Origin of the sequence: Bifidobacterium primatium (assembly GCF_002802875.1) — a bacterium.
GTDB lineage: Bacteria > Actinomycetota > Actinomycetes > Actinomycetales > Bifidobacteriaceae > Galliscardovia > Galliscardovia primatium.
In genome coordinates, this window is record NZ_PEBI01000003.1 from 293,306 (window position 1) to 307,541 (window position 14,236).

13 protein-coding genes and 1 tRNA gene are annotated in these 14,236 nt (G+C 62.3%); 5 read left to right on the forward strand and 9 right to left on the reverse strand.

The genetic code is table 11. From position 1 onward, the window contains the following. Positions 1-78 precede the first annotated feature (78 nt). Positions 79-891 (forward strand): bifunctional DNA primase/polymerase, encoded by an 813-nt coding sequence (locus tag CS006_RS07335; RefSeq protein WP_100511158.1) that lies wholly within the window; start codon positions 79-81, stop codon positions 889-891. A gap of 144 nt (positions 892-1,035) precedes the next feature. Here CS006_RS07335 and CS006_RS07340 read toward each other — a convergent pair whose 3' ends face one another. From CS006_RS07340 to CS006_RS07365, 6 genes are all read right to left on the reverse strand, one after another. Then, positions 1,036-1,998 (reverse strand): protein rep, encoded by a 963-nt coding sequence (locus CS006_RS07340; protein WP_100511159.1) that lies wholly within the window; start codon positions 1,996-1,998, stop codon positions 1,036-1,038. A gap of 197 nt (positions 1,999-2,195) precedes the next feature. Further along, positions 2,196-2,978, reverse strand: a complete 783-nt coding sequence (locus CS006_RS07345; RefSeq protein WP_165777284.1) for a type IV secretory system conjugative DNA transfer family protein — start codon at positions 2,976-2,978, stop codon at positions 2,196-2,198. Further along, a complete protein-coding gene (locus tag CS006_RS07350) occupies positions 2,975-3,349 on the reverse strand; it encodes a hypothetical protein (RefSeq protein ID WP_133119545.1) in 375 nt (124 codons plus the stop codon). Before CS006_RS07350 ends, CS006_RS07345 begins: the two co-directional genes overlap by 4 nt. Before the next feature lie 62 nt (positions 3,350-3,411). Then, complete coding sequence (locus CS006_RS07355) at positions 3,412-3,774, reverse strand: hypothetical protein (RefSeq protein ID WP_100511162.1); 363 nt, start codon at positions 3,772-3,774, stop codon at positions 3,412-3,414. A 91-nt stretch (positions 3,775-3,865) separates the two neighbouring features. Next, positions 3,866-4,384: a hypothetical protein gene (locus CS006_RS07360; protein ID WP_100511163.1), complete on the reverse strand. Its 519-nt coding sequence runs from the start codon at positions 4,382-4,384 to the stop codon at positions 3,866-3,868. A 500-nt stretch (positions 4,385-4,884) separates the two neighbouring features. After that, positions 4,885-7,881, reverse strand: a complete 2,997-nt coding sequence (locus tag CS006_RS07365) for a CAP domain-containing protein (protein ID WP_100511164.1) — start codon at positions 7,879-7,881, stop codon at positions 4,885-4,887. Positions 7,882-8,087: 206 nt separating this feature from the next. On the opposite strand from CS006_RS07365, the gene CS006_RS07370 reads away from it, so the two are divergent. Further along, positions 8,088-8,369: a helix-turn-helix domain-containing protein gene (locus CS006_RS07370; RefSeq protein WP_100511165.1), complete on the forward strand. Its 282-nt coding sequence runs from the start codon at positions 8,088-8,090 to the stop codon at positions 8,367-8,369. Between the two features lie 14 nt (positions 8,370-8,383). Here CS006_RS07370 and CS006_RS07375 read toward each other — a convergent pair whose 3' ends face one another. Then, positions 8,384-9,547, reverse strand: coding sequence for a tyrosine-type recombinase/integrase (locus CS006_RS07375; RefSeq protein ID WP_165777286.1), 1,164 nt, complete (start codon positions 9,545-9,547; stop codon positions 8,384-8,386). Positions 9,548-9,706: 159 nt separating this feature from the next. Between CS006_RS07375 and CS006_RS11130 the strand changes: the two genes are divergently transcribed. Then, complete coding sequence (locus CS006_RS11130) at positions 9,707-9,907, forward strand: helix-turn-helix domain-containing protein (RefSeq protein ID WP_207760021.1); 201 nt, start codon at positions 9,707-9,709, stop codon at positions 9,905-9,907. A 95-nt stretch (positions 9,908-10,002) separates the two neighbouring features. Here CS006_RS11130 and CS006_RS07385 read toward each other — a convergent pair. Further along, positions 10,003-10,076 (reverse strand) — tRNA-Pro (locus CS006_RS07385). Between the two features lie 216 nt (positions 10,077-10,292). Here CS006_RS07385 and CS006_RS07390 point away from each other — a divergent pair. After that, a complete protein-coding gene (locus CS006_RS07390) occupies positions 10,293-11,465 on the forward strand; it encodes an ABC transporter permease (RefSeq protein WP_100511168.1) in 1,173 nt (390 codons plus the stop codon). 35 nt (positions 11,466-11,500) lie between these two features. Here the strand turns inward: CS006_RS07390 and CS006_RS07395 are convergent, their stop codons facing one another. After that, positions 11,501-12,448, reverse strand: coding sequence for a LysR family transcriptional regulator (locus CS006_RS07395; RefSeq protein WP_100511169.1), 948 nt, complete (start codon positions 12,446-12,448; stop codon positions 11,501-11,503). A 262-nt stretch (positions 12,449-12,710) separates the two neighbouring features. Here CS006_RS07395 and CS006_RS07400 point away from each other — a divergent pair, with 262 nt between their 5' ends. Then, a complete protein-coding gene (locus tag CS006_RS07400) occupies positions 12,711-14,153 on the forward strand; it encodes an aspartate ammonia-lyase (protein WP_100511170.1) in 1,443 nt (480 codons plus the stop codon). The last annotated feature ends 83 nt before the right edge of the window (positions 14,154-14,236 follow it).

A 14,236-nucleotide genomic window follows, 5' to 3' on the forward strand; every position in this document is an offset into this window, starting at 1 on the left:
GCGTAGGGAAATCTCTGCGCCCGCCCTTGGCGGACCCTGATAGAACAAAATGCATATGCAAAGCAGGTGCGATACAAAATGGCATGGTATGAAGACAAAAGCCAGTTCCGCTTTAGCGCCGTGAGCACCCTGACCGGGCTGCATGACTATCGTGTTATCCCTCTGGCCAACGGAGACCGTATCTGTCCTACGCGCCAGTATGGCGGCGCCCTTTGGAAGAATGAGCGCAACGACCCCGGCAGGCATCCAGAGCTGTTGCAGCGTATGCTGTTCGGGCTGTATATGGGAAGTACCGACCTTATCTGCTTGGATATCGACCGGCATGAGAACAAAGGCGATGGATTCCTGACCCTGAAAAAGTGGGAAAGCCTGGGTGCCTCTCTGCCCATGACCTTGGCGACGAACTCAAGGCATGGCAGCGGCGTGCACGTGTTTTATCGCGGCAGCGGCAGACTCAATGCCTTGAACAGGGATATCCAGAATCTGAATCTTGGAGACAAGAATCTCACCGGATTGGATGTCATCATCCGGGGATTGGTCACGTTCTGCACCCAGGACCGCCCGCCGCTCATGGAGACACGCGCCAATGGGGAGCCTTTGGCCGTCTGTCCGGAATGGCTGGAATGGCTCATCCACAAACGTCTTACACCGCCGGCAATGCCCGTCAGCGTCCCCGTTCAACGCCACCGTAAGGGATGCCCCGCAAAATGCGTCGAGCCCATCGAGAAAGGTATCCGGAACACGGAGCTCTACCGTTGGGGCTTCGGCATCTCCCATTCATATGACAACTGGGACGAGCACGTCCGGCATCGGGGCCTCGCCAGTGGACTGCCGAGAGGAGAGATCGAGAATATCATCAAAAGCATTAGGCGGGGACGTACGGGCGCCTAAGCTATCAACGCAAGGGGAGATTGGGGAGATTGGGGAGTCCAGAGACGTTCTTTCTCTCTCTTCCCTCTTCCCTTCTCTCCTTCTTACACAAAAGAAAAAACTCGCCCCAAAGCCCCCAAAGCCCCCATCAAGACCCTAACGGCATCATCCTTTCACTGACTGAATGACGCTTTCGGCGAGGGGCACCTCTCCCGTCTCGACCAGTCCCATTACCGTGGCCAGGACCGTGGGCATGGCCCTGAGTTGTTTCGCCTGCCGTCGCGTGAGGTCGATGAGGTTCAGGCCCAGCATGTGACGGTTGATGATCTGTTCATCGTCCTGTTCTGCCCCGATGCCTGCCTCCTTCCGTAGGTGCCGGCTCCATGTGATGGAACGGCGACGGTATACGGCATCGGAATATTCAAGCCATAAGTGGCGCGCTCGTGCCTCCCCCAGACCGTTGATGGTGTCGTCGTCGAGCAGCTCGAAGGGGGCTATCGATCGCCCGCGCCCGCGTTTCGCATCCCCTCGGGCCATCTCCTGCTCGATGCCGTGCGACGGTCTGCCGTCCGGGTCCTTCCCCAGGTATTTCGCCGCCTTATCGGGAGTGTCGGTGATGCCTCGCAGATCCACTCCCCACCGCGGGGACGGTCTCCGCGCACCGGTACGCTCGCACGAAACCGCCCACGATTCGTAAAGCCCGCGTCGCAGTCCGTCCATGGCTGCGTCGTCGAGCGGCCGGTCATGGCACAGGAGCACGTGAAGGTGGGCGTGCCATCCCGATGACGGCCCCCATGTGATTTCCATGGCACGGACGTAGTGGCTGATTCCGTAGGCCTGTTTGATGCGCCGCCAGCGTTGGCTGCCGGCCAGCGCCGACCATGCTCCCGCTATGAGGTCTAGATTGTCCGTCAAAGCGTCCGTTTTTCTATGTCGGGTGGTGAGGGTCGCCATTGACAGACCGTGGGCCGCATCCTGCAGCCAGTAGTCGACGGCCTGCGTCAGGTCCTGTCGGCGGGCGGAGCGGATGATCGGCGTGCAGATGGGGCAGGCCCATGGGCTTGCGCAGTGCTCGAGACCTGCCATGTAGGCGGCGCCGTCCTGGATGCGGATTCCCGCTCTGCCCACCGGCCATCCGCATCTCGCGAGGCGTGGTGGGCAGATGAAACGAGGCACCGGGTCCGCCGTCCTCTCCCGTAGGACGCGTTGGATGAGCCATCTCGAACTCTGGTTGCGCCGCTGCCACTGTCTGGTTCTCCACTGCCTCCGGTTGTCCGCCTGTACTCGTGGATTGACCATTGGCTGCTGTTGTGTCATATCTGCGGCTATGTCCGGTACTGTTCCAGTTGCGTATCGTCGATGAAGGGGACCCTGAAGCGCGTGGCCATGCGCGTATCCCATATCCATCCCGTGCCCGGCCTGTCCAGGGGGATGAGCCATGGGGCGCAGCCCGCCTGCAGGGCATCCTCGCCCATGAGCAAGCGTGATTCCTCTATGGAATTGAGACGTAGGGCGATACGGGAGGGGAAGCGGTCACGTAGTTTGAAGCTTTCCTTTCTGGGGTCCTGACTGGATGCGATGACCATCAGCCCTGCGCTGCGCCCTAGTCGGAGCAACGAATCCAAGGGGGCGAGCAGCTTGCGTGTCGCGGCTTCGGAGTCTCCCCGCAGCTCCGCGGCCTCATCGAGGATTACCAACAGAAGAGGTGTTTCCTGGCCGATGCCGACTTTCCTCCGGTGCTGTTCGATAAGCATACGGTTCCGTTTGGCAAGCTCATTTCGTAGATCCGAAAACATGTCCGACGCCGCGGTCTTTTCGGTGGCAAGACGTCCGATAAGCCGCCCATAGGCGGACATCTCCACACCGTCCTTGAGGTCCACCCCGTAGGTGAGTACTTTTCCTTCGGCGATCGCGTCGGCCATGTTGACGAGCAGATTGGTGATGATCTGGCTTTTGCCGGAACCGGTCAAGCCGCAGATGTAGGTGTGCGTCATGGGCAGGGACACCCAGCGCCGGCGTTCGGTGTCATGGAAGCCCAGCGGAAGCGCACCGGCCGGCCGCTTCCGCTGTTCGCCACGCTTGAATAGGCGTGGCAGGCGTGGCGTCATCGTGTGAGGATCCATGTACGGCGTCGGTGTTTTACCGGCAGGGATTCAGCCCCGCCCATAGACAGCGCGTCCCGTAGTTCGGTGGCCTTCTGATTGGCCTTCTCCATGTCTTTGATGGCGGGGACATCGCGCACGGGCACGGTTATGCGAATGCTGCGGGCCCGTCCCATGGTCCATGGTATGAATTGGGGGAGCCCCCACGGCCCATACCAGATGCGTGGTTTCTTGTCCTCGGCCATTCCCAGCAGGGATTCGACGGTCCTGCTGACGTCCTGCGTGACATAAGCCGCGTAACAGACCACCGATAGGCAGACGAGTCCCACAAGGGCAATGAGGATGATGGGCCAATAGGCGGTGAGAAAATCAAGCATGTATGCCTCCTGATACCGGGGTTGATGGCACCCGCGAACGTTGCCTGCGGGTGCCACCATCGTTATTCCTGATTGAACTCGTCGTCATCCGCGGGGACGGGGATGCTCGCAGGGACGGGGGTGCCGGAGGGTCTGATGGCGTCCGCCCGCATGGTGATTCCGGCGCGTCCGTCAATCGACCACTGGGATGCCGTGAGGTTCTCGATGCTGACTGGCGTCATCTGGGCGATGGCGAGGGGTGTCATGCTGGGCACGTTGACGTCGATGACCTCAGGCTTGCCATTTTCGGGCTGGATGAGAATATGCGTGGTCTGCTCGGGCACGCCGTCACGCAGACGCTGCTTGCCTTCCTGATCGAGTCGCGGTTCGACTGAGACGAACAATGTCGGACCGAGGGCCGGCACGGAAATGGGCATATGCTTCATGGATCACTCCTTGTCTGTCGCTGTATCAGGGCTGAGAATGTCCCCTCATGCAGGGGCTATGCGAGCAGCGAAGCCTTGGTAATAATCGCGGTTAACTCCGTGTGGAATGCAGTCCATGGTGGATGGCAGTCAGTATCGTGGTCGCCAATGTGATATCGGCATCGATGTTGAGGGCCATGATGGCTGCGGTCTCGGCTTCATCCGTCAAGCCCTGCATCCACTGCAGGTAGGCGATGACGGCGAGGCATTGCGCCCGTGCCGGAAGCGCTTGCTGCGCCGCATCCATGATGATGGCGGTCATGTCATCGGCACGGCCGTGCATGATGGCGCGTATCTGCCGAGTGGTGGCGTTGTAGGCTGTGGTCACGATATCGGTCACGATGCGCGCTGTCTTGGCATCGGCCGGTGCTTGGATGATTGCCATGAACTGCCGTTGGCTCAGTGTGGGGTCCATCGCCTTGCACAGGATGGCGTCCCTATGGCAGACCGACATGATGGATTCCCCTATCAGGGTGGTAAGACGCAGACACTGTTGCGGGGTCAGACCGGTCTCCGTCCGGTCCAGAAGCTCCCATAGCTCCCGGTCATGCTGCATGTTGTGTTGTGTCATTGTCCGTCCTTTCGCCTGTTGCTTTTTTGTTTTTGCCGTTTCCGGCTGGCTCCAGGACTGTGGTGGCGTCGCGGACGTCCAGCCGGAACACTCCGTGCCGTGTGTGGGCCGGTTGGACGTCCGCGACGCCACCGCTATCGTGGTGATGCCGGAAACGCCAAAACAGGGCCATCCCGGCCAAGGCCGGGATCCGGGAAAGACATCATCGCCGCCGGCTTGCCACGCCGGCGTCCCTATACGGGTGCGCGCCTGCGCGTTCCTTATTCCCCCGACCACGCGTCGCCAGACTCCGTCGTCTGATGCGGCGGATTCTTCCATGGGCCGCGCTTGCGCGGCCAAGCCCCGACGGGCCGTAGGCCCGGCGGGGCGCCTTGGTAATAATCGCGGTTAACTCCGCATCGATATTTACCTTCGGGAATAGGCCATGGAAAACAAGAACCCCATCCCTCCGATCATGGAGAAGATGGGGCTCTAATGTGTCAGCGTCCTATGGCCGGCTGTCAGCCTTCGATGAGGCTTTGGGTGTCGGTCCAGCCGGCGGCGTGCTTGGCGTAGCGGCGGCGCATGAGGACGCTGCCGGCGCCGGCCACGGCCATGATGGCGGTCAGGCCGAGGATGACGGTGGACTCCGTGCCCGTGTGGGCGAGGCCGTTCTCGGAGACGCCGGCGGTCTTCACGTCGCCGGTGGCGACGGCCGCAGCGCGAGCCTTGGCCTCCTTGGCGGCCTTGGCCTTGGCTTCGGCGGCGGCCTTGGCCTTGCGTGCGGCTTCGGCCTTGGCGGTCTGGGCCTTCTTGGCCTCGTCGGCCTTCTTCTTGGCCTCGGCTTCGGCCTTCTTGGCGGCGGCGAGCTCCTTGTCGCTGGCGGTCTTGTCGGCCTTGGCGGCGTCGTACGCCTTCTTCGCCTTGGCGTAGTTCTCGTCGGCGGTCTTCTTGGCGGCGTTGGCCTCGGCGAGGGCCTTGTCGGCGGCCTCGGCCTTGGCCTTGGCGTCGGCCAGCTCCTGCTCCACGTTGGCGTAGGAGTCGATGACGGCCTGCGCGGCCTTGCCGCGGGCCTCGGCGTCGGACAGGGCCTTGTTCGCGGCCGTCAGGTCCGCGGTCCTCGCGTCGTACGTGGCCTTGGCGGCGTCGACCTTCGCCTGCGCGTCCTTCACGGCGGCGCTGCTGGCGGCGTGCGTGACCTTGGCCGTCTCCAGCGTCTTCTCCGCGGCCTTGAGGGCCGTGTCGGCGTCGGCAACGGCCTTGTCGGCCTTGGCGATGCGGTCCTGTGCGGCCGTGATGGCCTGCTGGGCGGCGGCCTTGTCCTTGACCGCCTGTTCGGCCTTGGCGGCGGCCGCGTCCACGGCCTGCTGCGCCTTCGACTGGGCCTGCTGTGCGGCCGTCAGCGCGTCGGCGGCGTCCGAGGCGGTCTTCGCGGCCGTGTCGGACTCGGTCTTGGCGGTGGCGGTGGCGGCCTTGGCGGTCTCGTAGGCTTCGGTCTTGGCGGTCTGGTCGGCCTTCGCGTCCTTCAGCGCCTGCGCCTTGTCGCCCTGCGCGGCCACGGCCTCGTCGTAGCGCTTCTGCGCCTCCTCGACGGCCTTCGCGGCCGCGGCGGAGTCCTTGGCGGCCTGCTCGGCGGCCTGCTGCGCCTTGGCGGCCTGCTCGGTCGCGGCGACCAAAGCCTTGGCGGCGGCCTCGGAGTCCTTGGCGGCCGTGTCGGCGGCGCTCTGGGCCTTCTGGTAGTCCGCGCCCGCGTTCTTCAGGGCGTCGCGCCATGCGGTCAGGTCGGCGATGTAGTCGTCGACGGTCATGGTGCGGGAGCCCTCGGACTGCCCGTAGAAGTCGCTGGTGCCGAAGCCCATCTGGGAGACGTAGCCGCCGAAGACGTTGCCCTCCGCGCCCGCGCCCACGACGGCAGCGCCGGCCACGTCGTTGTACGTGTTGATGAGGTTCTGGTAGTGGCCGGTCCGGTTGAAGTCCGTCACGCCCTTGTCGTACTGCTCCTTCTCGGCGAACCACCAGCCGCCGAACGGGCCGTCCGTGTTGTCGGTGTCGTTGAGGTTCGGATCGTAGCCCATCGCCAGGTTTTCGGTGCCGACGATGCCGGAGTGGTTGCCGATCATGGAGCCGCGCAGGGCGCTCAGGGCGGAGGTCGCCATGATCATGTCGTTGACCTTGAGGGCGGGCAGACCCTGGGTGGCGCGCAGCTCGTTGGCGCGCTTGATGAGCTTCAGCGCGGCGATGACGTTGTCGATGTTCGTCGGCGAATCCGGATTGTCATAGCCCAGCTTGGCGAGGTCCTTGACAGCCTGGTTGCGGTTGGGGTTTGTGGCGAAGGTGGGGTCGGTAAGCGCCTTGTACGCAGCGACAGCCCCCTTGTCGAGGTAGTATCCGGCCACCCCCTGGCTGAGCTTCTCGTCGGCCGAGTCGGCCTTCGCCTTCGCGGCCTTGGCGGCGTCGGCCTTCGCCTGCGCGTCGGCCTGCTTGGCCTGCGCGTCGGAGGCCTTGTCGCTCTTCGCCTTGTCCGCGTCGGCCTTCGCCTTGTCGGCGGCGCTCTGGGCGGCCTCGGCCTTCGCCTGCGCGTCCTTGGCGGCCTGCAGCTGCTCGGCGAGCTTCGCCAGCCCGTCGTCGCCCGACTCCAGGTCCTTGACCTTCTGGTCGGCCGCGTCCTTCGCGGTCTTGGCGTCGGCCTCGGCCTTCTGGGCCTTGTCGAACGCCTCGAGCTTCGCCTTCGCATCCGCATCGGCGTTCTGCTTGGCCGTGGTCTTCGAGGCCACGTCCTTGTCGGCGGCCGTCTTGTCCTTCGCGGCCTGCTCGCCCTCGCTCTTCGCGTCCGCGGCCTTCTGGTCGGCGGCCTTGTCGGCGGCCTGCGCGTCGGACAGCGCCTTGTTCGCGTTCGACTGCTCGGCCACGGCGTTCTGCTTGGCCGTGGTCTTGGCGTCCACGTCGGCCTGTGCGGCCTTCTCGGCGGCCGCGTCCTTCGCCTCCGTCTGCGCCTTGGCGTCACGGTCGGCGGTCGCGGTGTCGAGCTGGCCCTTGGCGGCCGACTGCGCCTGCTGGGCCTGCGTCACCTGCTGGCTGGCTGCGGCCGCGTCCTTGGCGGCCTGCTGGGCCTGCGCCGTCGCCTCGGCGCGCTTGGTGCCGGCCTCGTCGGCGCGCTGCTGCGCGGTCGCGTAGCCGTTGTGTGCTGCGGTCGCGTTCGACTGGGCCTGCTGCTGGTTGGCCGTGGCCTGCGATTGGGCCTGTGCGGCGGCGTTCAAACCGGCCTGCGCCTTCTCGAGGTTCGCCTGCGCGGCATCCGCCTTCGCCTGCGCCTCCTTGCTGGAGGTCGGAGCCGCCTTCACCGCGGCGTTCGCCTCCGACGCGGCCTGGACGCTGGCCTGCGCCTGCGCGACCGAAGCGGCCGCCTCCTCGTCCTTCAACTGCGGTTGCGCCGTCTCCGCCGCGTTCGCCGCAGCCGGACCCGCCAGCGACGCCACCGCCGCGACCGTGGCGACCGTGGCCTTCAATGCCTTGCTCATGTGTTTCTCCTTCGGTTCCTCCATGGAAACGGGACACCCCCACACCCCGACAACCGACATGCGGAAGCGCTATACATGCGTTTGTATGCCACATATATATGGCATCCACCATATGACGGAGCATGAACAACCCCCGACCCCCACCACTGCATTTAGCCATATAAGAGAGGCTATATACATGTTGCATAGGTTTCAGCATGGATGTCATGCCCAAGACCAGCCCCGCAGACGACGAATGGCGCGAATACGTAAAACGACTGGGGGTCAACCTCCAGCGGGCGCGCCAGCAAAGACGCCTGTCGCAGGAACGCGTCGCCTACGACGCCGGCCTGTCGCGGTATACGTACCAAAAATTCGAGAAGGGCGAGTCCATGCCAGGTACTCCGGCGAATCCCAGTCTCCACAACGTCATGGCCATAGCCCAAGTTCTTGGCGTCGATTTGACCGACCTGCTTCCGGAGCCATGGCCCGACCTACGGGCCAAATAATCAGACTATTGGACCTATAGCAGCACGTCGTCATTTATCGCCCCGGCAATCTCGCTTGCACGATTCGGCCATAAGTCGGCATAGGTATCCAACGTCTCGGCGGCCGAGGCATGGCCCATAACGTTCTGCAACGTTTTCACATCACACCCATTCCGTATGGCGATGGACGCATACGAGTGCCTTAGGGAATGAATGGACAGCCCACGAACGCCGTCCAGCCCGGCTGCTTGCAGAGCATGTCTCCATATACGACTGCGCCAGTTATTTACGATATGACGTCCTCCGCGTGGTGCCCGAAACAGATAGTCGTCGTCCCCTTGTCTCTCGGTAAGGGCCATGAGCATTGGCTTCAGCTTCGTCGGGAAAGGCACCGTACGGGATCTGCCATTCTTCGGAGTGGTCTCAATGGCATGCCCTTCCGCATCCACTGACTGGGTGCGGGTTATGGATATGGTCGCCGCATCGAAATCGACGTCACCGCAGCGTAGGGCCACAGCCTCCCCTATGCGCACGCCTGTGTATGCGAGCAGATAGACCATTGACCTGTCAGGTACGTTCATCTCGGATGCAATGGCGTGAATCTCCTCAGGGGTGAGATACACGCGCGGTACGGAAACCGTCTGCTTCGGGATTTTCACGTCGTTCACGGGGTTGGACTGCATCCACCCTGCTTTGACCGCGTAATCCAGACATCCCTTGAAAACCACCTTGACGATCGATCGGATGGATTTGGGGGCAAGCGGTCTGGGTTCTCCGATTTTCCCGTTTCTGGGAGCGGTTCCCTTGACCAGTTGCGCCACCCATGCCTGTATGGAGGTCGATGTGATTCGCCCCAAGGGAACTCGCCCCCATCGGGGGAGCACCCATATGCGCAGTTCGCGCAGGTAACGCCCCTCCGTCGCACCCTTAACCGTTCCGGTCAGACCGGAAGACCACGAATCCGCAATCTGCTTGAATGTACGTTCCAGATTGTCGGGGTTGATGTACCGGCCGGATCGAATATCGTCCTCAACGGATGCCTTGAACTCTTCGGCCAAGCGGTATTCGGAGAAATTCCTCTTCTTCCTTTTCCCGTCGGCGTTCCAATAGACGGTCCATCTCGCCCCCTTGCCGAATTCCACGGTCCGGAATTCCTCCGGTACCTTCGCCCGCTCGGGGTGCGTCATGTTCTGCGCCAAGGACCGCTTCATTTGAGGAGAGGGCTCGACACGCGTCTTCGACCCATCCCCCAACGTTATTTGTGCCGAGGTAAGCCACCGGTCGTTTATCCATGCTCGTGCCATACCGACCTCTATGCGTCCAGAGACGACCGGTTGCCCCGCATAGCCAGAGGCATGATGACCAAAGATGATAGCGAGGAGAATCTGCTCACCCCGGCGCAGGTGGCGAAGATTCTCGGCATACCGGTAAGCACGTTGTCGCGATGGCGAAGCGAAAGAAGGGAACTGCCGTATGTCAAAATCGGCCGGGTCGTAAGATACCGCCCATGCGACCTGGCGGAATGGCTGGAGACCAAAATCGTCCACCCACGCCCGTAGGAAGGACCTCCATCATCCATGTACCCGATAGGTACCCGATTGTGAAAACAGCGGAATTCCAACACCATAGAAACGTTGAAATTCCGCCACTTCGGTCGGGCCAGCGGGATTTGAACCCACGACATCCTGCTCCCAAAGCAGGCGCGCTACCAAACTGCGCTATGGCCCGTCGCATTCATCATCGTCAGATGACCAATCTGAACACGAGTTATCAGTATAACCCATGAATGGAATGAATATGGCATATCCGCAGAATATTTTGTGTCTTTATCCTGGCATCTATAGTGCAATCTACAGTGGATGTGTATTGCGAACGCATATCATACATCTTCGGACGGGTGCAACGCATCGCGTATAACAGGCAACGGCACGGGTGGAGGAAGTATTGGGAAGGCATCAGCAGGCCGAGACGCTCGGTCTCATCGCGTCACTGGTGTGCGCCGTCGCCTCCGGCGTTGTGGCCGATTTGTATCTTGGTTTTGCTTCGGCGATTTGGCTGGTCTCCGGTCGTCTGTTCGCGGTGTGCTCCGGCATGGTCGCCGCATGTGGTGTCGTATCGTTCATTGTGGGGTATTCCCGGCGTTCGCATTCGTGGAGTCTGAAGCGTGGATGGTTCGTTCCCGTCCGACGGGCGTTTGAGACGCTGTCGCTTTCCGTGGTCTATGGCTCCACAATCTTCCTGAGCATGTATGCGCTGTTCGGCGTCATCAACAGCACGATGGGCCTGCGGTCGTTCAGTTCGTACGTTCCCGCCGTGGTCGCCCTGTTCTCCGCCGTGACCGGCTATCTGGTGTTCGTGCAGGCGGATTCGCTCAATTCGAAGACCATCGCCTCGCTGCTGCCGCTGTTCGTGGTGTCGGGTGTCTCCACGGCCGGTCTGACCTCCGACGATCCGAACTGGTGGAAGAACAATTTCTCCCAGCTTGGCGACCGAACCACCTTTGCTGCCCGCATGTTCAACTCCACACTGGTGTTGGCCGGTGTCTGCGTGGTCATTCTGAGTTATTTCGCCGTGTCCGAGCTCATCGCCACGCAACGCATGCGAATGCTGTGGCACGCCACCGCCGAGAAATCGTCCGATGACGGGGAACCCTCCGGTGAGGGCAAGCCCGACGAAGTGGACATCCCCCGTTTCTGGGCGAGAATCATCTGCCTGTCGGTGCTGCTGACGTTGGCGGGCATGTGCTTCGCCGGCGTGGGGCTGTTTCGCTACACGCCACATCCCATACTGCATAACGTATTCGCTCGTGGCCTGAGTCTGCCGATGAGCCTGCTCATGATATTTCTTCCCTGGCTGGCGCCGCAGTTGTCGAAGGCGATGTATGTGGTGTCCGATCTGATCATCGTCGCGATTGCGGTGGCGGGGGTGCGCTGGCTGCAGGGCGGCACCACGCTGACGAATGTGGAGGCGTTGGCCTGCATTCTGTTCATGGGATGGTTCATCGTGTTCTCACGTCAGATCGCCGCAATCGAGGCGGATCGCGTGCATGCGCAGCTTATGACGAGCCGTCCGGTGAGCGTGGTCCCGCGTGATTCCCGCATCTCGCCGAGGAACTGAACGCCCGGACACCGGCCGTCTCGCGAAGCGAATCATCACGCGGCCAACGGTTTCACCGGTCCGTCGTAGAGGATCTCGTCACGGGTCACCGCCGTCGACAGCAGCATGGAGACCGCAAGGTCGGCGATGTATCCGGCCATCGGGGAAAGCTCCCATCCTTTGCGCGTGACGAGGGCGAATGTGTCGTAGATGGGTTTCTCGAATGCCGTGGTATGGATCGACGTGGGGAAATCCTTGTCCATGGTCACGGCGCGAGGCAGGATGGTGTCCCCCAGTCCATGCGCCACGAGGTCGACGGCCGCGCCGACGGTTTCGATTTCGATGATGGGCTCCAGGGTCACGCCCCTCATCTGCGCCTGTTGGGCAAGCTGACGTCGGGACGGGTCATGCCATCCATGATGGGCGTCATACAGGATCAGCGGCTCCTTGGGGATGTCCTCCACACGCATGGGCTTCGCGCAGCGCTCCGGCTTGGAACTGGCCCATACGATCTGCTGACGCATGAGCGGCACGATCTCCAAGCCGTCGGAGGGAACGGGAAGGCAGAGCAGACCGCCTTCGAGCTCGCCGTCGCGCACGGCGTCGGCCACTTCGAACGAGTTCTGCCCGACAAGCCGCAGATGAACGTTGGGGTGGGCCCGGCAGAAGACCGCGGCCAGACCGGAAAGCCCGTAATATCCGGCGTTGCGCAGAATGCCGAAGGAGACCGTGCCGCCTTCTCCGGTAAGCAGGGCGTTCATGGCGGTCTCGGCTCCGAGCATGCCGTCGAGCAGACGTTTCGCCCAAGGCAGCAATGTTCGCCCGGCGGTGGTCGGCACCAGTCTTCTGCCGCCGCGAACGAACAACGGCAGCCCGTATGTCGATTCGATCTTGCGTACAAGCTCCGAAACGGTCGGCTGGGTCATACCGAGATAGTCGGCGGCCGCAGTGAACGATTCCAATGTGGCCGCATAGTAGAACGCCTGCAGCTGTGTTACGGTCATGTTACCTTTTTGACCGCTCTGGGCCGGCGATCGATGGAGATCGACGTCATGGTTTTGCCGTGATTGCAACGTTTTCATGAGTGTCATTCTATATCGCATAGGTTTTCCCTATGTTAATTCAAGGAAGTGGTGCCCTTGTACGATACGAATGCGCTGCGTATGGTCATGAACTGTTGTTGCAGCCACCCAACGGCGGCAATGAAACATCGACAGCACAGACCGATTCGGGTCTGACACGACCGGACCATGAGGGAGAAACACCATGACCGCTGCGATTCTGACACCAGTACACACCACCGCGACCACCGCCGACGCCACGCGGACCGAGCATGACTGCATCGGCGAGCTGCAGGTGCCGGCGAGCGCGTACTGGGGAATCCACACACAGCGTGCCATCGAGAACTTCCCCGTCTCCGGCGTGCCGGTCAGCCGTCACCCGGAGCTCATCCAGGCGTATGCGCTCGTCAAGCAGGCGTGCGCCCGCGCCAACGTGCAGCTCGGCGGCATCACGAAGACGCAGGGCCGTCTCATCGACGCCGCCTGCCGAGACATCTACGACGGAGGATTCAACGACCAGTTCCCCGTCGATGTGCTGCAGGGCGGCGCCGGCACCAGCACTAACATGAACATGAACGAGGTGATTGCCAACCGCGCACTCGAGATCGGCGGTTACGAGAAGGGAGACTATGCGGTCATCCATCCGAATGACACGGTGAACAAGTCTCAGTCCACGAACGACACCTACCCTGCGGCGGTCCGCCTGTCGCTCGTTTTCGCGCTGCGTACGCTGATCCGCAGCTGTGACGCCCTGGCCATGTCGTTCCTCGCGCTCTCCCACCGCACCGAGAACATCGTAAAGCTCGGCCGCACCCAGCTGCAGGACGCCGTCCCCATGACGTTCGGCCAGGAGTTCGGCGCCTTCCACACCGTGCTGGCCGCCGATGCGAAGAAGCTCAACGCCGAAATCGCCAGACTGTCCGTAGTGAATCTGGGAGGCACCGCCATCGGCACGGGCATCTGCGCGGACGCGAGGTTCCGCGGCCTCGTGACCAAGGAGCTGCGCAACGTCTCCGGCGTATCGGTTACCGCCGCCGAGGATGCGATCGCCGCGACCAGCGACATGGCCGACTTCGTGGATACGTCGTCGCAGATCAAACGTCTGGCCGTGCATCTCGGCAAGATCGCGAACGACATTCGCCTGCTGACCAGCGGCCCGCAAGCCGGTCTGGTGGAGATTCACATTCCGGCACGTCAGGCGGGGTCCTCCATCATGCCGGGCAAGATCAACCCGGTAATTCCCGAATGCGTGAACCAGAGCGTATTCACCGTCATGGGCATGGACACCACGGTCAGCTGCGCCGCCGAGGCGGGCCAGTTGCAGCTCAACGCCTTCGAACCGGTCATCGCCCATTCGCTGCTCGATGGCATCGCAATTCTCGCCCACGCCATGGATACCCTGCGCACCAACTGCGTGGAAGGCATCACCGTCAACGAGCAGATCGGCCTGGCGCGCGCCACGAACAGCGCGTCGCTGGCCACGTCGCTCAACGGATACGTCGGCTACGAGGAGGCCGTGCGTCTGGCGAAGAAGGCCCTTGCCGAAGGTCGCAGCGTGCATGACGTCGCCATCGACGAAGGCATGGTGCGCAAGGAGATTCTCGATGACGTGCTTGACCCGTTGAAGCTCACCCGTCTGAACAAGTGAATTTGATTGAATGATGATGCGAGGCCCTTCTCCCGAAAATTCCGGGAGAAGGGCCTCGTCCATCCCGAAAGCGGGATGATTCG

Excerpts from the sequence above, each read along its gene's own strand:
- CS006_RS11130 (WP_207760021.1), top strand. The coding sequence starts at position 9,707 with ATGACCAAAGATGATAGCGAGGAGAATCTGCTCACCCCGGCGCAGGTG.
- CS006_RS07350 (WP_133119545.1), bottom strand. The coding sequence starts at position 3,349 with ATGCTTGATTTTCTCACCGCCTATTGGCCCATCATCCTCATTGCCCTT.
- CS006_RS07335 (WP_100511158.1), top strand. The coding sequence starts at position 79 with ATGGCATGGTATGAAGACAAAAGCCAGTTCCGCTTTAGCGCCGTGAGC.
- CS006_RS07365 (WP_100511164.1), bottom strand. The coding sequence starts at position 7,881 with ATGAGCAAGGCATTGAAGGCCACGGTCGCCACGGTCGCGGCGGTGGCG.
- CS006_RS07395 (WP_100511169.1), bottom strand. The coding sequence starts at position 12,448 with ATGACCGTAACACAGCTGCAGGCGTTCTACTATGCGGCCACATTGGAA.
- CS006_RS07370 (WP_100511165.1), top strand. The coding sequence starts at position 8,088 with ATGCCCAAGACCAGCCCCGCAGACGACGAATGGCGCGAATACGTAAAA.
- CS006_RS07400 (WP_100511170.1), top strand. The coding sequence starts at position 12,711 with ATGACCGCTGCGATTCTGACACCAGTACACACCACCGCGACCACCGCC.
- CS006_RS07355 (WP_100511162.1), bottom strand. The coding sequence starts at position 3,774 with ATGAAGCATATGCCCATTTCCGTGCCGGCCCTCGGTCCGACATTGTTC.
- CS006_RS07345 (WP_165777284.1), bottom strand. The coding sequence starts at position 2,978 with ATGACGCCACGCCTGCCACGCCTATTCAAGCGTGGCGAACAGCGGAAG.
- CS006_RS07360 (WP_100511163.1), bottom strand. The coding sequence starts at position 4,384 with ATGACACAACACAACATGCAGCATGACCGGGAGCTATGGGAGCTTCTG.